The sequence below is a fragment of the Bacteroidota bacterium genome, from assembly GCA_041658205.1.
Classification (GTDB): Bacteria; Bacteroidota; Ignavibacteria; order UBA10030; family UBA8401; genus UBA8401.
The window spans coordinates 2,731,719-2,751,985 of record JBBAAO010000001.1 but is presented as its reverse complement, the minus strand read 5'-3'; the positions used below and the strand labels follow the sequence as shown (position 1 = coordinate 2,751,985).

Here is a 20,267-nt window from a genome sequence, read left to right as displayed (position 1 = left end):
AATAATGAAACGATTGTTACTACCATTCCTTACACATCATTACAAATTCCTTAACGTTGAACATCACTGTACAGATTTTCTGTAGAGGAATCTTTGTCAGTGTTACGAACATGAAAGGGTGTAGTGTCTTATTGATGTCGGAAAAAATATCTACCATAAACTAATCCATCACTCATCTCCGAACGTAATAAAGGAGGATTCACCATGAAACAAATTTTACTAAAAACTCTAGTCGTAATGATTGTGCTACTGGTTGGAGCGGGAAATGCGTTATATGCCGGTACGTATGCTTCAGGAATACGCATTACAAATCCTGATTCCACGATTGCTTTTGATGGTTCATTTCATGACGGAACGAATGCGCGTATCTGGTTTACATTGAACGGTCATGCCGATACTGTACTTGTGAGAATCAAATCGGGGAACACGGTCGTTCGTGCTTTTCCTCCTTTACTGAACGACACAGCAAGAACATACAGTATCGCGTGGGACGGTAAAAATGACCAGGGTAATATTGTATTAACGGGAAGATACATGCTTGAAGTATTTACATCTGATACGGGGAATTCTTCATCCACTTGGGCCAAAGCGTGGCAAAACAAAGTCCGTTCGGGACTTTCAAGTAGAGATATTGAAGTGGTAAACGTCCCCGGGCATCCATGGTTTGGCAATCTTATCCTGTCTGAAGCATCCTCTCCGTATTCGCGACTGATCGTTGCAAGCGCGGCCGGTGATAGTCTTACATCATTCGGAACTGATGCATATATATCAAGTTCAGATCCGTGGTATTTAACCACTTCTCAGAACGGAAATCTGTATGCGTCGAACAACAGCAGAAGAAATATTTTTGTCTTTCAAAACGGATTGCTTGTGCAAACCTTAAAAGACACCGCTGGCTTTGATTTTCCACGTGGAATTGCTGCTCTAGGGGGAGGAAGTCCAACGTTATTAATAGCGACGGGGAATCGACTGGTACGAAGATCACCGGCTGGTGTTGTTGATACGGTATTTCAAACAGCGGGAGCTGGATATGTCCGGGATGTGGTGGTTGATGATTCCGGATACGTGTATTTTTCATACGGCGGATCATCGACAACATATACGAATGTCAGCAGAGGCCGCTTAACTGTCGATACGATGTTTGTGCTAGATACACTCGTATTGCCGGCACGGGTAACGCATATGAATGTCTTCCGCGGTACAAATTTTACGTCAAACGCAGATGATATTATATATGCGCGCGTTCGTGACGCAAGCGGCGGCGTATTTAAACTTGATTTTGCTGCGAAAACTTCAACAAAGCTTTTCTTGCCTGATGGCTCTACAGCGACGGACAATATTGCTATTGCAACCGACTACTTGGGAAATATTTACTATGCAAATGCGAGCAACGAGTGGGTAAGGATGTACGTTCCGCCCTCAAGTGTTCCGACCAAATTAGTTTCCAGCTTGCCCGTTAGTGTCAGTCACTATGGAACAAAAATCATAGACGCTTTTGATAAAACGGCAGGACACTTTAATGTAGCACCAAATTACTCAGGTTCAACTGCTGGTATCGATGCATCGTCGACCGCGGCGTGGACACCGATGTATTCGGCCTCCGGGAACGGCGGTTCAGTTGAAGTACGCCTTGTGGATAATCCCGCACTCACTACAGATTTAAGCTGCCGATTTCTTTCCGGCGTAGGTGCACCCACAAGCAACGACAGCCTTGCTCCATTCGGTTGGGTAGGCTACTGGATGAAAACAAATACCGCACCGCCTGGCGCAATGGTAGCTATTGGAATTGATGATCCATCAGATCCGGCAACCAAACGTTCGGTGATGCTTCCCGTCATTAGCGATGGTGAATGGCATCTCTATCAATGGAACATCGAAGATATTTCACAATGGACACCGTGGGTTGTAACGTCAGGTTTATCAAAGATCAAAGGTCCCCGCGCATCCATTGACGCAGTATGGTTTTTTGCTCCTAATGGTTCGCAACCGTGGGTACTGAATTTAGATAATGTATCATATAATCCCTATGGGAGAATTGGTGAAGAAGTCGGCCGCGGAGACGTTACCGGAAACGGTTTCGTATCGGTGTTGGATGCTTCTTGGGTTTTGCAGCATGCTGTTGCAACACGAACATTGGATGCAAAGCAGATTTTTGTATCAGACGTTAATTTGTCTCACGAAGGAACAGCAACCGATGCTGTAGATGCAAGCGTCATGCTTGCTCATGTTGTCGGTAAAATTCCGTTCCTTCCGTGGAAACAGGCTTTACCGCCAATGACCAATGTGAATGAAAACGAAGCAGCACCTATTTCACTCATTATTGCTTCTGCAAAAGGAAATTCCGGCAGGATAGTGACCATTCCAATTTCTGTTCCGCAGGAACTTGCAGGATTACGTTCAGCGGAAATGAAAATTGAATTCAATTCGTCACAGCTAAAAGTCCTAAGTATTTCTACGGTGACACTTACGAAAGATTTTGCGCTGGCATCGAATGTTGAAAAGGGTTCTGTCTCAATTGCTATGGCCAGCGGAGAAGCGATACTTCATGGCGGTCAAATATTGACGATTGAAGCGGAAGTGCTTCAGACATCAGAAAATATTAATTTCACCGTAAGGAATATTTTGCTGAACGATATTCAAATTTCGAAAGTAACAAGTGTGGGAGGCGGACAAATAAAAATTCCTGATAACTATGCTCTGTTCCAGAACTATCCGAATCCGTTTAATCCTTCAACAACAATTGAATATCAATTGCCGAACAATGGATTTGTCGATCTAAAGATATACGATATTACAGGCCGTGAAATTTTCACGCTGGTGTCCGATCTGCAGGATGCAGGAACGCATCGCATCATGTGGAATGCAACGGATCATAACGGTGTGAGAGTAGCTTCAGGAGTGTATTTCTATCGCATTATCGCAGGCAATTTCACGCAGATTAAGAAAATGGTGTTGTTAAAATAGAATCCCGTTTGGGCGCGATATGGAAGCACATCACAATGTTAGGGTGCTTCCATATTCATAATCTGTGATTGTAATATTTAATAAAATTGAAAATAATCATTTTATGAGGAACAGTATGAACAATAAAAAAATATTAATGAGTGTGGCCTTGGCAGCCTGTTTGATGTTTCTGGTCAGCACCGCGTCTGCGCAATTTACCCAAGTATGGAAAATCGATTCCACCAGTTGGCCTATTCAAGGTTTTAATACAAACAATATGCGTGGTGCTGCATTAAACAGCTCGAACGGACATTATCTGGTCGGACGGAAAGATTTACCTCGAATTTATGTCTTTAATGCTACAAATGGTACATTGCTCGATTCACTCAATATGACAGGAGTTACCGGAGGTGGAGGAAGTGTCCTTCAAGACATCGAAGTAACATCCGACGGTGTTGTATATGCATCCAATCTCGTCGGTACACCGATTGGAGCTGCCGATACGACTTTTAAAATATATCGCTGGGCGAATGACAACAGTGCAACAGTACCGACGGTTGCTTTTTCAGGAAGACCATTGGATAAAAACGGTCGGTTTGGTGATGCCTTTGATGTTGCTGGTACAGGAACAGGAACAGTAATTTATGTCGGTGGAAACAATACTGGAACGGATTCTGTGTTGGTCTTTACCACAACGGATGGTACAACATTTACAAATTCCAGCATTATCAAAATTACCGGAAATGATGCAGGCATGGGTATTGCGCAATTAACCGCTGGCGGAGATTTTCTCACGTCAAGATATAGTTCAGGAAATCCTATTCGTCTCTACAGCGGCACCGGTGCAGGTCGTTTAGATGCTGTTCCAACGACAGTAACCCCCGCATTTCAAGCAGATATTACATACCTCGTAGCGGCTGGGAGAAAATGGGTTGCATCAGTGGAAAGCTTAGCCACTGCAGGACATGGGCATAAAGCTGTTCTATTAAATGTTACGTATGGACTGAGTGGAGCTATTAAGGTTGGTACAACTCCCGTAATTGGTAGTGTCACAAATACATCCTCTATTGGCGGTGATGTTGAGCTTCAATACAATACAGCTGATAGCACTATGACAATTTTCCTAATGGTTGATAATAACGGTATCGCTGCATATAAAACGGGAAATCTTTTGCTTGCGAATCTGAAACCATTTGCGGGAAATATCCGCAGAACACAATATATTCCGATAGCCGGCCAAAATGATACCGTCCTTGTGGATGCACAGGATGATTCGTTCATTCCAAAGGACAGCGTTCGGATGAACTACACTGTTGATGGAGCTACACCTGTTGTTGTTGTAATGTCACGGGTCACCGGCGATTCCGTCAAAGGAACGTATCAGGGGGTGATTCCCGGATCGGTACATACGAATGGCAAACGCATCGCGTACTCCATTATAGTTTCCGACAATCTTGGCGTTGTCTCAACGTCCGGCACAAGTGGCTATTTTGCTGGTTTAACATCGTTGAGTCTAAACGGACCCCGCGCTGTTGATACAAACGGTGTGCTTCTGTATGACGGCTATGGAATCCGTATCAGCGGCGTCTGTATTCAAGAAGACAGCATTACTGCACAGGATCGTTTAGACGCTGTTATTCAGGATAAAGATGGAGGCGTTAATATATTCAGATTTGGTACAGTGCTTAACAATTTTGCACGAGGACGTGGTTATACGGTTGAAGGAGAGTTGGATCATTTCCGTGGTAAGATTGAATTGATTGTCCCGGGAGGTGGAACCAATTTTGTCTACAGTGACAATGGACCTGCAGTTCTTCCCAAACCGCGTCTTGTCACTGTTGGAGATCTTCTGTGGGGTAAAAAAGGTGAAGAAGTAGAGAATATGCTTATCATGATTCAACACGTTGTTCCAACACCGGGTTCTATTGCTTGGCCTCCGGCTGGCGCAAGCGGCAGTGCGTTGAATATGATGGTAACGGATAATGGTAAAGATTCTACTACGATGCGTCTTGCTCAGTGGGGTGATTTACCAGGACTCAATCCGAAAGCTCCGTATACAGTGATAGGTGTCGCAGGACAATACAATGCAGCATCTACATCTCCGTTTACGAACGGATACCAAGTAATCCCGCTTGATAAAAGCCATGTAATTTCCGAAGTAATGGTTCATGTAAAAGATACGACGCGAGCTCCGATCGAATCAGAAGTGGATATTCCTGTGATGGTTCCCAATATCACCGGATGGGGAATTACAGGATTCAATTTTGATATTCTTGTTGACTCAACAGCCCTGCAATTTATCAGTGCTTCCAATACTGGATCCATCAGTGCTGGGTATTCGTTTACATCAAATGTATTTAACAAAGGATCAATGAGAGTTGTCGGATCTGGAGCAGTTGCGTTGAAAGATTCCGGCGCACTCTTTACGCTTCGGTTTAAAGTTCTCAAAATGGGAGCATCAATGTTGACGGTAAACGGTATGTTCAATGAAGGTACTCCTGTAGCAGCAGTACGAAGCGGTGTTGTTGTTGGAACGTATCCGATGGAATTAGAACCAAACGATGCAATGAACACTGCAACAAAACTGCCGCCGGATGGAATTATTACCGGTATGCTTTCAAGTGCAACAGGTGATCCGGACTACTTCGTTTTCACTTCACAGGTAGGTCACCTTCTTGCAGATGTGACGGATGCCGCCGGGTCAACGGATGCCGATGTTTATCTGTATGATAGCACGGGAAAATTACTTTACAACGTCGACCGAAATCTCAACGATCGATTAGAATTTAATTTACCGTATACCGGAAAATATTTCGTTAAAGTCAGCGGATTCTTGGATGGCACAACCTATGCGACAGGTCCGTATCAATTGTTTGTCCGCAACGGACAAGGAACAGATGCAAATGAACCGAATGATGGACCGTTGTTCGGATTTATGAATGTTGCCACTCCAATTACATTTAACATGACCGATACAACCAATTCGCTTAATCCGGGTGTTGGGCTTCCGGGTAACGATTATGATTATTTCCAATTGATCGCTGCACCGAAGCAAACCATTTCGGCTCTTGTTCAAATGAAAACTTTTAAATCCTCTACAACATTAAATAACGTACAAGCTCGCATCTATCGTAAAGGAGCTTTTGGAACAGCGTTGGTTACTGCAAGTAAGACCGATGGAAGCGATATAACCATTGCCCATGCTGTTGCGGTTGCCGATACATATTATATCCGCATCGTCAATGTCACTGGAGCTGAAGGGGGCAAGGATGCCCGGTATAAACTAACAGTATCTCCTCCAACAGGAGTGTTTGGTTATATCGAAGGTCTGCCATTAACTTTTGCGTTGGATCAGAATTTTCCAAATCCTTTCAATCCGACAACAACAATTCGGTTTGCATTACCGACCGACGCTTCAACAAAATTGGTTGTGTATGATATGTTAGGAAGGGAAGTGAGTACGTTAGTGAACAACAACATGAATGCCGGTTACCATCAAGTATCATGGAACGGTAGAAACAATAATGGATTAGCGGTTGCATCCGGTATGTATATTTACCGAATAGAAGCTGGCTCATTTATTTCCATTAAGAAAATGATGCTTCTGAAATAATATCATCATTGTCATTGTTCCAACAAGGGCGGTCTTTTTTTTGACCGCCCTTTTTTTATGTCCGGTCTGCTGATATTTCATTTTTACATCAAGAATTATTTGTCAAGTCTCTAGAACGTTCAGTTTGTTTCATCGTTTCTCTAGATTACGTTCATTTTTTCAACAGTGAGTGTACAACATTTCAACAATTCACTATTTGGTCATTGTATAGAAATTCCCCCATATTCTCCCCCCATTCCAAAAGAACCTGTTGAATAATTCATCGATCTCCGCATGTTCAAATATTCATCGTCAGCTTTAAAAAATCACCTCCTGCAACGCTATTATATTCAAATAGTTATAGTCTAAAAATAATCCTCTCAGTTAAGTAATGTGGCACGGCGATTGTCAGTAGTATTGGTGTAACAATACCAAGACAAGAACTGAAAGGAGCCAACAATGACCGTACTATTATTCATATCGACTATCGTGGTCTTCTTGACCATAGATTACTTTGTGAGACGCAATAAAGCTGCTGTAGCAGTTGCGCCGCAATTTGCACCAAAACAGATTCCCATGCGCATTCCGGCGGGAATCTTTTTCACAAAATCCCATACATGGCTGAGCTTGTTCCCCTCAGGAAAAGTTCAGTTGGGTATTGATGATTTCCTTGCACGCATGTTTTCTTCTCCGTCCATTACCATGCTGAAAAATAATTTAGACCATGTCAGCAAAGGTGAACCGATCCTTCGTGTTTCCGAAGGGAAGAATGAGGTGATCGTTCGTTCGCCGATTGATGGAACAGTGGATAATACCAATGCAGCGTTGGTAAAAAAACCGTCGCTTCTCAGCGAAGCATTATTCAGCGAAGGTTGGGCTTATACTATCATGCCAACAAGCACAAACGATCTCAGACAATTCTATCTCGGCGATGACACCCGGGTTTGGCTGAGAGAAGAGATGGGCAGACTCCGCGATTTCTTCGCACATCTTACCACACCGGTTCCCGCATTCATGCAAGACGGTGGTCTTCCGGCAAATGGTATTATGGATAACCTTAACCCTGATCAATGCAAGAAATTCGAAAACGAATTCTTGACCATTGAGTAACCTTCGGAGGATGTCATGTCTAAGAAAAAAGCACTGTTGATCGATCTCACCCTTTGCGTAGGATGTAACGCCTGCCAGGCAGCATGCAAGGAAGCGAACCATATGCCGGCGGATGAGGAAAAAACTCTTTCGCCGACTGCGTACACGGCACTGAATGAATATGACGGCGTGTTTGTCCGCCGAATGTGTCAGCATTGCGATGACCCGACCTGCGCGTCGGTTTGTCCCGTTGGCGCATTCACAAAAATGCCGGAAGGTCCGGTTGTTTATGATGTTGATAAATGTATCGGCTGCCGATACTGCATGCAGGCGTGCCCGTTTCAGGTTCCGCGGTACGAATGGTCCAGCACATATCCGCGTATACAAAAATGCGTGATGTGCCACGAGCGTCTTGCCAAAGGACTGCCGACCGCATGTTCGGAAGCATGTCCCACTGGTGCAACAAAATTTGGCGACAGAGATGAGTTGTTAAAAGAAGCATACGAACGAATGAATGCTGAACCGGAAAAATATGTGCAGAAAATTTATGGCGAGAAAGAAGTCGGCGGAACATCGGTGCTGTATCTCTCTTCCGTGCCGTTTGAAAATCTTGGATTCCGTACATCACTGCAGACGACGCCGTTGCCGCAGTTGACGTGGAATGCTCTTTCCAAGATTCCCGGTGTCGTCTCCGTTGGCGGTGCGATGTTGTTTGGTATCTGGTGGATCACCAATCGACGCGAAGAAGTGAAAGAATACGAACAAAAGATGCGAGACATAAATCATTCTACCAACGGAAAGAAATAGGTGAAGCCATGAAAAAATTTCTCTCAACATTCGGATTTTGGAAAGTCACGGCTGCCGCCATTATGCTTGCCGGAGTGTATTCAACATATGTTCGTTTCTTTCAAGGACTCGGAGCGGCGACAAATTTAAGTGACCAGTTTCCGTGGGGCATTTGGATCGGATTCGACGTTCTGTGTGGTGTTGGCCTTGCTGCTGGTGGATTCACACTAGCGGCGATCGTCTATATCTTTAACATTAAACGTTTTGAACCGATCATTCGTCCGACGATTTTAACAGCATTTCTGGGTTATGTTCTTGTCATTGTTGGCTTAATGTTCGACCTGGGACGTCCGCTGCAGATCTGGCACGCCATCATTATGTGGAATCCCCGTTCGGTAATGTTTGAAGTAGCATGGTGCGTTATGTTATATACAACTGTTCTAGGCCTGGAATTTTCTCCGGTAATTCTGGAAAAATTCAATATGACGCGAACCATCAAAATGGTGAAAAGAATCAGCATTCCATTGATTATTATCGGAGTGTTACTCTCCACGTTGCATCAATCTTCGCTCGGTTCGCTCTATCTTATCGTTCCGGAAAAGATGTATCCTCTTTGGTATTCGGCCTATATGCCCGTCTTTTTTTATGCGTCGGCAATCGCCGCCGGATGTGCTATGATTATCTTTGAATCGTTCTTAAGCAGCCGCGCGTTTAAGCGTGGATTAGAATTGAATCTGTTGACGGAAATATCTCGTGTCTGCGTTGTGATGCTCGGTGTCTATGCAACCATGAAATTTGTTGACCTTGCAGACAGGAAAATGCTTTCGTTGCTGACAGAACCGCGAGTGGAAACATATATGTATTGGCTGGAAATGAGCGTTGGAGTCATTGTCCCGTTTGCGATGTTTACACAGCGCAAGATTCGACAGAGTGCCAATGGATTGTTCATCGGTGCCGTTATGGTAGTTGTCGGATTCATTATGAACAGAATGAATATCGCCATCACTGGAATGGAAGGTTGGTCCGGTGCATCATATATACCGTCGTGGACAGAATTTACCATTACGATGATGATTGTTACGACCGGATTCATCGCATTTTACTTCATCGCAAAATATTTTCCTGTCTTTACACATGAAGAGCATCACGAAGAAAAAGAAAACACTCATGCGGCCATTGAATGGAAACGCGACATTGAAGCAGTATCACGAATGGCAGGAGATTCGATGCGTCGAGTGGAAATTCGCAACTAATGTTTCATGATATCCCGTTTGGGTGAATTATGAAAACAAGCATGCATACAATTATTCCGGAAAATGAAAACCACTGTGTGTGGATGGACGCCGGATTGGTAAATTACAAATTGTGCAATAACAAGTTTGAATGTGAAACCTGTCCGTTTGATCTGATCATGCAGGAGCAGCATCAAACATTTGCAGAACAAGCTGCCATGCAATCGGAACAGCACTTTTCAGATAGCGGAATGAACGACGAACGCGGTGCTATTGAGGCGGATCAGTTTCAACGGTTTCTTTCACCGTTGCAGAAACTGAACTTTCCGGAAGATCGTATTTATTTTTCCAATCATACTTGGATGAAATCACTTCACGACGGAATGTTCCGAATGGGAATTGATGGATTCCTGGCACAGTTGATTTATCCCGTTACCGGTGTCGCAACAGTGCATGTACCATCACATCTTGGACGCGGGGAACCGTATGCATGGATCATCCGTGATGCAGCAACCTTCGCAGTTCACAACAATGAAAAAGGGATCGCATCGCTTCTCAATTCAAAATTAGTCGAACATCCTTCGTTGGTAACGAGCGATCCGTACGGCGAAGGATGGCTGATGACGCTTGCATGTTCTGCTTGTTCACCTTCTGATCTGAAATTTTATACTGCCGCAGATTTTGATGAACTCATTCAGGAAGATCTTGATGATCTTTCGCACGAGATGAAAAAAAACAAACATTCCGCGGGCGCCACAATGCTCGACGGAGGAACGCGCGTTGAAAACATTGAAAAATTCATCGGTGAAAAACGTTATAGTAAGTTTCTTTTAAGACTGATGAGTCCGCATTAACGAAGATTGATGTTGTTATTGAAGCAATATCCCGGTACCTTTTTTAGTCCCGCAGTACAACCATTGAAAGTGTTTAAACTTTCAACAACCGCTATGAAATATACACGCCTACTTGTGTATCGACTTCTCGCGGGAATTTTTGTGATCATGGTTATCGGGGTTGGAGTTCTTACATTTGCACTCGTAGAAATTCAGACCGACCGCCTCACAAAAATTTCCATCGCAACCGCACAACGTGTCAGTGATATCGTAAAACGGTCAACGCAGTACAGCATGTTGCTCAACCGCCGCGAAGATATATATCACATTATCAACACTATTGCTTCCGAACCCGGCATGGAATCGATCCGCATTTACAATAAAAAGGGGGAAATCTCTTTCTCAACCATTGAAAAAGAAGTAAACACAACCGTGGATATGAATGCGGAAGCGTGTGTTGCGTGTCATTTATCCGGAAAGAGCGATATCGTTTCCCCGGCAAATGTTGAACTGGTCCGAACGTTTCGGTCTACGCTCGGACACAATGTCATCGGTGTTATTACGCCTATTAAAAATCAAAGAAGTTGCTACGAAGCCGATTGCCATGTACATCGGAAATCGCAGACAATTCTCGGTGTGCTGGATGTGATGATCCCGCTAACCGAAACAGAACAGAATCTTGCCGATTTGAAAATAGTCCAATATGGCGGTGGACTTGCATTATTGTCGGTGGTAACTGTTTTTTGCGGATTGTTTTTATGGCGGATGGTCAATATTCCGGTTCATCGACTGACGGAAGGAACGATTGCTGTGATGAACGGAGATCTCGATCATTCCATTGATGTTCAAACAAAGGATGAGATCGGTTTTCTGACAAAGTCCTTCAATCACATGACGAGGAAATTAAAGCAGACGCAGGATGAGTTGCAGCTATTGAATCAAACATTGGAAGAACGGGTGCAGAAAAAAACAGAAGAACTCCGCCGTGCTCAAGCAAATCTTATTCAAGTGGAAAAAATGGTCTCTCTTGGCACGCTTGCTGCGACAGTTGCACACGAACTAAATAATCCGTTGGAAGGTATTCTGACCTATGCAAAACTGATTCGGAAACGAGTGAGCGTACCAGGCCTGACGGAGGAACAGATTAATGAGATCATGTCGGAATTGACAATGATCGCGGACGAAACCGCACGCTGCGGAAACATCGTGAAAAATCTGCTACTCTTTTCCAGAAGGAAAGTCGGTGAATTTAAAGAGAATAATATCTGTGCATTAGTAGAGCAGAGTATAAAACTGATCGAGCATCATTTGAAGATGAACAATATTGAGTTGAAGAAAACGTTCGGTGAAAATATTCCTCATGTGATGTGCGATGGAGAGCAAATACAACAAGCTCTATTAGCGTTGGAGATTAATGCCGTTGAAGCAATGCAGAACGAAGGAACGCTTACGATTGACGTGCTGCAACACAATGATGCTGATGTTCGATTAATTCTTACGGATTCCGGAATAGGCATTCAGCCGGAAGATTTGCCCCATATTTTTGAACCGTTTTTTACAACCAAAAGAGAAGGAAAAGGAACCGGTCTGGGTCTTGCCGTTGTGTACGGGATTATCGAACGTCATAATGGAAAAATTGAAGTAACATCAGAACCAAATAAGGGAACGGCGTTTACCATCACACTTCCGATACAACGTAGTTAATCACAGATTTCCGAAGTTTTCAAAACTTCGGAAATCTTCACAGCAGGAGATACGATTATGTCAGAAAATAAAAAATCAAGTATCCTTATCGTTGATGATGAAACCATCGTCCGTGAATCACTTACCAAATGGTTTAAGCAGGATGGATTCCGCGTTGAAGCTGCCGAGCATGCAAATGCTGCACTAAAACTGATGGAGAAAGGTCCATGGGATGTCGTCATTCTGGATATCAAAATGCCCGGAATGAGCGGATTGGATCTGTTGAAGCGTCTCCGAGAGATTGACAGAAATGCACAGGTGATTATGGCAACGGCATTTGCTTCTGTGGAGAGTGCCGTTCAGGCATTGAAGGATGGTGCATTTGATTATGTTACAAAACCGATTGATCCTGACCATCTTTCTCATCTTGTTTCAAATGCCATCCAGCAGAAAAGACTCGAAGATGAGAATTCAATTTTACGCGAACATATCACGGAGCTTTCGGGTGTCAATGAGATTGTCGGCGAAAGTCCCCAGATTAAACGAGTCATTGATCTTTCACTGACTGTGGCAAAGACTGATACGACGGTGATGATTCGCGGTGAAAGCGGAACAGGAAAAGAGTTGATCGCTCGGACAATTCATGCTAACAGCGCCCGACGGTATTTTCCAATTATTACAGTCAATTGCGGAGCAGTTGCTGAAACACTTCTGGAAAGTGAATTGTTCGGTCACGAACGGGGCGCATTCACCGGTGCGCAGTACAGACGAAAAGGAAAATTCGAAATGGCGGATGGTGGAACAATCTTTCTGGATGAAATAGGAACAGTGAGTCCGAAGATGCAGATTGAATTGTTGCGTGTGATTGAGACAAAACAATTCACTCGAGTGGGAGGGAACGAAACACTCTCAAGCGATTTCCGCATTATTTGTGCAACAAACAGGAATCTTGAGACAGCAATAAAAGAAGGTTCGTTCAGAGAAGACCTCTATTATCGATTGAATGTTTTTAGTGTCCTTATTCCCCCCATTCGTGAACGACGGATGGATATTCCGCAGCTTGCGCAGTTTTTTGTGAAAAAATATGCAATGATCATGAACAGACCAGTGAGCGAAATTTCCGGAGACGCCATGGATATGCTGGTACGGTATGATTGGCCCGGCAATGTTCGCGAATTGGAAAATGTTATTGAACGGGCAATGGTGCTTTCGCAGCCGCCGGCCATTCGTGCAACAGATCTTCCGTTTCAGAATGTAACAAAACTGGAGTTACCGAAAGATGATACTCTTGCCGCGATGGAGAAAATGCATGTTGAAGCGATTTTGGAATCAGCTAAATGGAATATTACCCGTGCAGCGGACATTCTTGATATCGACCGAGTAACGCTGTATAACAAGATTGCAAAATATGGGTTAAAGAAACCGCTAGCGTAGAATGTTCAAATTCCAAACAACTATACCAAATATATGCTTTCACGTTTCAAAGACCAAACTTCAATAATATTTTCTCATCAGTTTAAGATTTGGTTATTGGAATCTGGAATTTGATATCTTGAACACTATGCTTATCCCAATCCGCATCGTGCCGTTGGAACCAGTGTCGGTTGAATTGATCTCAGCGATCATTCATCCGCTCCGTTCGGTCTTTCGGACGGAGGTTTTTGTTGAGCAGCCAGTATCGGATGTTGTCGATACAGTATATGATGAGTCCCGTGCACAGTACAATTCTACCGGAATCATTACGGAGTTGTTAAGTCGTTATTCTGCTGCACAATCAAAGATCCTCGGTATTACTTCAGTGGATCTTTTTGTACCGATATTGACGTACGTCTTCGGTGAAGCGCAATTAGACGGACCAGCATGCGTTGTTTCAACATATCGGCTGGATGACACAGTGTATGGGCTTCCGCCAGATTCGGCACTATTTTTTGAACGGTCATTGAAGGAGGCGGTTCACGAACTTGGACACACGTATGGATTGTATCACTGCAGCCGCTTTGAGTGTGCAATGCATACATCAACAACGGCAGAAGATATTGACTTGAAAGGTGCAGTATTATGTGCGGAGTGCTGCAAAATAATTTCTTTGCAATGTTGAAACATCTGAAAATTCGATTATCCATTTTCATCCTGAGCAAAGCGAAGAATCTTGTTTTTCTTTTTAAGTGAAAAGCAGAGGCTCCCCGCCTGACCGATGGCGGGCGGGCTCCTCGCCCTGCTCCTTGGAATGACATTGATTATAGATTTTTCAGACGTCTTAATGTTCTACACTAGAGATTCAGTTATGAAGAACATTATCGAGAGTGTCAGGGAAATAACAACAACGGAGGGTACAATGGATAAAACAAGACTTGTTATCGTTCAAACATTTTCCAATGAGATTAATGCAGAGATCGCAAAACAGAAATTGGCATCCAATGGAATCGAATCATATATCAGTAAGGATGATGAGGGCGGAATGTTCCCTTCGTTGCAGCAAACATTAAGTGTAAAACTGGAAGTACTCGACAGCAATCAAGCAAAAGCTGAAAAAATTCTTAAAACATAGAAACACGATTAAAGAAATATGAGTTTTTTTTTGCGGTTTCAGTCTTTGTTCTTTAATTTCAACAACTGCATTTTTTTCAGTATCAATTTCCGGCATAAAAATGAAATAATAATGCCGGATTTATTTTGTTCGAAATGCATAGTAGAAACGCCAATTTTGGAGTAATTCGATGAAACTTGTTGTGACCAGTTTTCTTTTTTTGACAATCTTTTTTGCCAATGCACAAGATATTACCCCAGTGAAAATACATAAACAGGAAGTAGACAGCTGGCATGAAAATAGAGTGAAGGGATTAAAAAAAGAACACGGTTGGCTAAGCCTTATCGCTCTTGAATGGATTCAGGAAGGGAAAAATACTCTTCCTTCTATTGGCGTCATCTCGTTGAAGCAAGGAACGTTGCATCTTGAGTTGAATAAAAAAATAAAAGGTTTATTGAATAAAAAAGAATTTTCTTCCGGTGTCATCGTAGCGGATAAAGATAAAGTGCTGCTCGGATCAAAAGCATTAATGGCGATTAAGCGGGGAGATAAATATGCTGTTCGTATTTGGGATTCTGAAACGTCCGCATTAAAAAATTTCACGACAATCGATCGATATCCCGTTGATGAACACTGGAAAATTGAAGCACGATGGATGCAATATAAAGAACCGAAAAAAATAGATATTCCTACTGTAATTCCGGGACTGATTCAGTATGGAGTCGCACCCGGTATTGCCATTTTCACTCTTAACGGAACAGAATATACGCTTGAACCGACCATTGAAGAAGGGGATGATCAGTTTTTCTTTGTGTTTGGTGATAAGACGAACGGAAAAGAGACCTATGGTGCTGGGAGATTTTTATACGCAGATCAACCAAAGAATGGAAAGATCATTTTGGATTTCAATAGATCCTATAATCCCCCCTGTGTGTTTACAGATTTTGCAACATGTCCTGTTCCGATCAAAGAGAATAAGCTGACGATAAGAATTGAAGCGGGAGAGAAAATTTTTAAACATGCGCGTTGAACAACTGCGTCCATTCTCCAGAATCAAACTACAATAATTGATGTACCTGTGCGGTGAGAAGTGCGGAATGGTGTTATATCTCTTCCGTTGGTAACAATCCATCTATTTCTTTCCAAATAATTTCATGGATCGATTCGATCGGTTGTTTTCCGTCGATTGTAACAAATCGGGACGGTTCTTCTTTAGCAAGTTGCAAGTATCCATCTCGTACGCGTTGATAAAATTCTTCATTGCTCATTTCCATCCGGTCAATTTCCTGATGGCTTGCTTGACGGCGTTGATACATTTCCTGCGTAGAGATATCAATGAAAAATGTTTTTTTCGGCATTAATCCGTTTGTGGCAATAGCATTAATTCCTTTGACACCGCCGTGATGCAAACCCCGGCCGTATCCCTGATAAGCGGTTGTTGAATCGACAAATCGATCTGAAATCACAATGGTTTTTTTCGCCAACGCAGGTTTAATCACTTCGCTCACCAATTGTGCACGGCTGGCAGAAAAGAGCAGTAACTCAGAGATTTGTGTCATCTTTAAGTTCTTTTTATGCAACAAGATCTGCCGGATTTGTTCGGAAATTTCCGTACCGCCAGGTTCCCGTAAAAACAAGACCTCACGATTCTGATTCTTTAGTTTTTCGACGAGCAATTTTGCTTGAGTCGTTTTTCCGCAACAATCGATGCCTTCAAACGAAAGGAACATTCTTCAACTCCTAGATTTTCTCACTGTATGTACGATTTTTTGACGTGTAATACAACTGAGTGAAATAATCGGTACGAAGGATCAATATCATTCAATGCGGAACTGAGAAAAGACAAAATAGGACATTGCACTTGTTGATTCTGAATAAGTTTCTTCCTTAACGTAAAAGAAAATTAACTACTCAGCAGCATTACATAAAAATTCAAAAACATGCCACCAAATCACGAAAACACGAAAGTGAAAATTTTTTGAACCATCACCTCAAAAAGATTTGTGAAATGTGGTGTTTTCGTGTTTTAGTGGCAAAAAATCATAAACGCTGAGTACTTGCAAAGAAAAATATATCTATGAAGAATTATTGAACTGTTTTGTTTCATATTGGAGCTGTGATAAAAATAACTTGGTGTTTAATGTATTGTATTAGAGTATTATAAGGTGCGAATGGTCAATTATCAAAATAAAGTGAGTTTTGATGTTATTAAACCGCAGCGGAATTGCCCATTTTTCTGTATTGCATCTCATTGACTTGCTTCATAACTTTGACTACTTCGTATAAAACAAGCAGAGAGTATTTGAATTTATGGTAAAGAAAGTCCTTTTGGCAGAAGATGATGAAGACAACCGCGACCTAATAGTATTTATGGTGAAACGGAGCGGGTTGGATATAGAATTATTACTTGCTGAAAATGGGAAAGAAGCAGTCGATTTGGCAGAACAACATCTTCCGGATTTAGTTTTGATGGATATGCAGATGCCTGTTATGGATGGATTTACTGCTGTGAAGCTTATTAAAGCAAATCCGGTTATTCAACACATACCGATTATTGCCTTTACCGCGCAAGCTCGTGTGGAAGATAAAACGCTGACAAAATCCATTGGTTGCGTAGAGCATTATACAAAACCAATGGATCCGGACGAATTAACTCGTCTTATTCGTAAATACACAAATATATAACTGATAAAATATGTTTCGTTCAAAAGTATATTTTAAAGTATTAGCATATTTTGGTTTTTTGTTAATCGTACTTGTTGCGATGACAGCGATAGTCATCACCCGGCAATTACAGATTGAAAAAGAATACAAATCGTCAAGTTCGGAAGTGAAGTTCCTTAATAATCTGGAACGTCTACGGTCACAACTAGTTGACATTCCTGAATATCTGGATCTCTATGCAAAATCGAAGAATCCTCAATTCAAAGCCTCGTTTATTAATGGACTGAACGGATTTGAAAATCTGATTGGAGAAATTAAAGGAACAGTCATCGACTCATCATCCTTGACGACACTCGATCAGGTTGAGACACTATTTTTTGATTGGACACATTATGTCGGTGAACCAAGAATGAAAATCGCCGACGGTACAACACTCAAAGACTCTGTTGATGTTATTACACAATCTATCGATAAAGAAGAGACGGAACGAAATTATCTTGCTCAAGCTCGTTTGTTAACGGCGTCTATTTATGAAAAATCGCTCCTGTCGCAATCGCAACGCATCGACTATGCAAAAGAATTGGGTTCCGAGCTGTCACAATTTATTCTTTTTGTAAACATCTTGTTTGCCATTTTTGCTATTGCGTTAGGATTTGTTTTGAGCCGATCTATTACAAGGCCGCTTCAACAACTCCAAGAAGGTACTCGCAGTATCATGGAGTCGAAGTTTGTGTCCATCAATCTTAATCGTGTTGATGAGTTTGGACAGCTAGCCGTTGAGTTTAATCGTATGTCAACAATGCTGAATGAAAATTACACCCGTGTAAAATCATATTCGGATATGATGACCACTCTCAATCGAAATTCTACCTTTACCGGAGTGATCACGGAGAGTTTGGATTTGTTATGTCAGCAGACGCATTCGGGTATCGGTGCGTTGTATATCTATAATAAGGAAACGGGAAAACTGACATTAACCGGCAGATATGCATTCCCGAAAGAGATTGGAAGCGCTGCCTCGTTCTCCATCGGCGAAGGCGTTGTTGGTGAGTGCGCGCGATTGAAGCAATCATTGGAAGTATTCGATGTTGCGATGAATGCAAAATTTTCGATCGATACTGGAATTCAATCTTCAATTCCGTCGTATACGTACGCTTTTCCGATCCTGTTCCAAGAAAATTTGATCGGAGTATTAATCTTCGGTTCTATGCAGCGTTTCACTGCGTTAACGCGAGATCTGGTCGAAAGTTCGCTTCCGCAAATGGGTGTTGCCATAACCAACGTGCAGAACTATGAAGCTACACAGGAATTGTCGAGAGAAATTTCAAAGAAACACGATGAATTGAATACGAAAACACAGGAACTGGAAAAAGCGTATCGTGTGAAGTCCGACTTCCTTTCCAATATGTCGCATGAACTTCGCACACCGCTCAACTCTATTATAGGATTCTCGTCCATTTTGCTTGGAGATCGCGGAGATCCATTGACTGCGGATCAGCGAAAGGCGCTGGAAAAAGTTCTGAAGAATGGAAAACATCTGCTGCAGTTGATCAATGATATTCTTGATTTCTCCAAGATCGAATCCGGACGAATGCATGTCAGCATCGAATCGGAGACAATTGAGGGGGTCATTAACGGAGCGGTCATGACTGCGGAATCATTGATTCGTCAAAAAAATATTCACTTAAAAGACGATATTGGTCCGGATATTCCCGTGATCAATTCGGATGTTTTGAAGATGAAGCAGATTCTTGTAAACCTCCTTAGTAATGCGGCAAAGTTTACGGATGAAAATGGAACCATTACCATCAGAGCGCGGTTTGAATCACCGATGATAAAAATCTCCGTGGTTGATTCTGGTATTGGAATTGAACCCAAAAATATCAGTAAAATTTTTGAAGAATTTTCTCAGGTGGACAACAGCCATTCCCGAAAATATCAAGGAACCGGCCTGGGACTTCCCATTGCCAGAAGACTTGCTCAACTGCTTGGTGGTGACCTTATCGCTGAGAGTGTTGTAGGAATGGGATCAACCTTTACACTTTCCGTACCACCACAGTACCAAAGTAACGATAAGGCCGATGTTGTGACTGCGGTACCTCAACCGCCGGTTGTGAAAGAATTGCCGGTAGTACAGCAAATTCAAAAATTGGATATCCCAATCGTAAAGAATGGCGGCGAAACGCGGGTGGTTTGTATAGATGATGAACCGGATGTAATCGAAATTCTTCGCAATTATCTAGTCCCCGAAGGATTTGCAGTCTTTGGCGCAAACTCTGGTGATGACGGAATAAAATTAGCGGAAAAACTTCAGCCATCTGTGATTACCCTTGATATCATGATGCCCAAAAAAGATGGATGGCAGGTGTTGCGGGAATTGAAAGCGAATCCATTAACGCAGAATATTCCGGTGCTGATCCATTCGATGGTGGATAATATCCCGCTTGCTTTTTCATTAGGAGCGATTGATTATTTACCGAAACCGGCCGATGTTTCACTCGTATTGAAAACCGTTCGAAAAGCAATTTCTGTCGATGATAAACACGTGTTGGTTGTGGATGATAACGATGATTTTCGATCATTACTTGTGAAAGTACTTCAAGATGCAGGATATATTGTTCAGTCAGCAAATAACGGCAAAGTAGCACTTTCAAATATTGAAGTAAGCAGACCGTCATTGATTTTACTCGATCTGAGCATGCCGGTGATGGATGGATTTGAAATGCTGAGAAAATTGAAACAATCGGAGCAGTGGCATTCAATTCCCGTCATCATCCTGACCGGGATTGATTTATCAGAATCACAGATCGCTGAAATCAATAATATGACAGCTGAATTATTAAAGAAAAAAGATTATTCGGCAGACACCATCGCTTCTGCAATTAAGAAGTCGATTCAACATGTAACGTAAGAGAAAG

The 20,267-nt window shown here is 42.5% G+C and carries 14 protein-coding genes; 13 read left to right on the top strand and 1 reads right to left on the bottom strand.

The annotated features are described in order from the left end of the window. The first annotated feature begins 204 nt into the window (after positions 1–204). From WDA22_11360 to WDA22_11310, 11 genes are all read left to right on the top strand, one after another. The gene (locus WDA22_11360; protein MFA5834061.1) at positions 205–2,964 is read left to right on the top strand and encodes a FlgD immunoglobulin-like domain containing protein; all 2,760 of its coding nucleotides are present in this window, start codon (positions 205–207) and stop codon (positions 2,962–2,964) included. A gap of 115 nt (positions 2,965–3,079) precedes the next feature. Beyond that, a complete protein-coding gene (locus WDA22_11355) occupies positions 3,080–6,556 on the top strand; it encodes a T9SS type A sorting domain-containing protein (protein ID MFA5834060.1) in 3,477 nt (1,158 codons plus the stop codon). A gap of 438 nt (positions 6,557–6,994) precedes the next feature. Further along, positions 6,995–7,645 carry a glycine cleavage system protein H gene (locus WDA22_11350; GenBank protein ID MFA5834059.1) on the top strand — a complete coding sequence of 217 codons (651 nt, stop codon included), beginning with the start codon at positions 6,995–6,997 and terminating at the stop codon, positions 7,643–7,645. Positions 7,646–7,660: 15 nt separating this feature from the next. Beyond that, entirely contained in the window at positions 7,661–8,431 is a 771-nt protein-coding gene (locus tag WDA22_11345; GenBank protein ID MFA5834058.1) for a 4Fe-4S dicluster domain-containing protein, read from the top strand. Positions 8,432–8,439: 8 nt separating this feature from the next. After that, on the top strand, positions 8,440–9,663 hold the full coding sequence (gene hybB, locus WDA22_11340) for a Ni/Fe-hydrogenase cytochrome b subunit (protein ID MFA5834057.1): 1,224 nt from the start codon (positions 8,440–8,442) through the stop codon (positions 9,661–9,663). 29 nt (positions 9,664–9,692) lie between these two features. After that, a complete protein-coding gene (locus tag WDA22_11335) occupies positions 9,693–10,496 on the top strand; it encodes a hypothetical protein (GenBank protein MFA5834056.1) in 804 nt (267 codons plus the stop codon). 9 nt (positions 10,497–10,505) lie between these two features. After that, positions 10,506–12,179, top strand: coding sequence for an ATP-binding protein (locus WDA22_11330; GenBank protein MFA5834055.1), 1,674 nt, complete (start codon positions 10,506–10,508; stop codon positions 12,177–12,179). A 57-nt stretch (positions 12,180–12,236) separates the two neighbouring features. Beyond that, positions 12,237–13,592 (top strand): sigma-54 dependent transcriptional regulator, encoded by a 1,356-nt coding sequence (locus WDA22_11325; protein ID MFA5834054.1) that lies wholly within the window; start codon positions 12,237–12,239, stop codon positions 13,590–13,592. A gap of 127 nt (positions 13,593–13,719) precedes the next feature. Beyond that, the gene (locus WDA22_11320; protein MFA5834053.1) at positions 13,720–14,256 is read left to right on the top strand and encodes an archaemetzincin family Zn-dependent metalloprotease; all 537 of its coding nucleotides are present in this window, start codon (positions 13,720–13,722) and stop codon (positions 14,254–14,256) included. Between the two features lie 237 nt (positions 14,257–14,493). After that, positions 14,494–14,706, top strand: coding sequence for a DUF2007 domain-containing protein (locus WDA22_11315; GenBank protein MFA5834052.1), 213 nt, complete (start codon positions 14,494–14,496; stop codon positions 14,704–14,706). A 169-nt stretch (positions 14,707–14,875) separates the two neighbouring features. Then, the gene (locus tag WDA22_11310) at positions 14,876–15,715 is read left to right on the top strand and encodes a DUF1684 domain-containing protein (GenBank protein MFA5834051.1); all 840 of its coding nucleotides are present in this window, start codon (positions 14,876–14,878) and stop codon (positions 15,713–15,715) included. 73 nt (positions 15,716–15,788) lie between these two features. Here WDA22_11310 and tmk read toward each other — a convergent pair whose 3' ends face one another. After that, positions 15,789–16,415 (bottom strand): dTMP kinase, encoded by a 627-nt coding sequence (gene tmk / locus WDA22_11305; GenBank protein ID MFA5834050.1) that lies wholly within the window; start codon positions 16,413–16,415, stop codon positions 15,789–15,791. Positions 16,416–16,995: 580 nt separating this feature from the next. Here tmk and WDA22_11300 point away from each other — a divergent pair. Both WDA22_11300 and WDA22_11295 read left to right on the top strand, forming a co-directional pair. After that, positions 16,996–17,370, top strand: a complete 375-nt coding sequence (locus tag WDA22_11300; protein ID MFA5834049.1) for a response regulator — start codon at positions 16,996–16,998, stop codon at positions 17,368–17,370. Positions 17,371–17,380: 10 nt separating this feature from the next. Then, positions 17,381–20,260, top strand: coding sequence for a response regulator (locus WDA22_11295; GenBank protein MFA5834048.1), 2,880 nt, complete (start codon positions 17,381–17,383; stop codon positions 20,258–20,260). Positions 20,261–20,267: the final 7 nt, after the last annotated feature.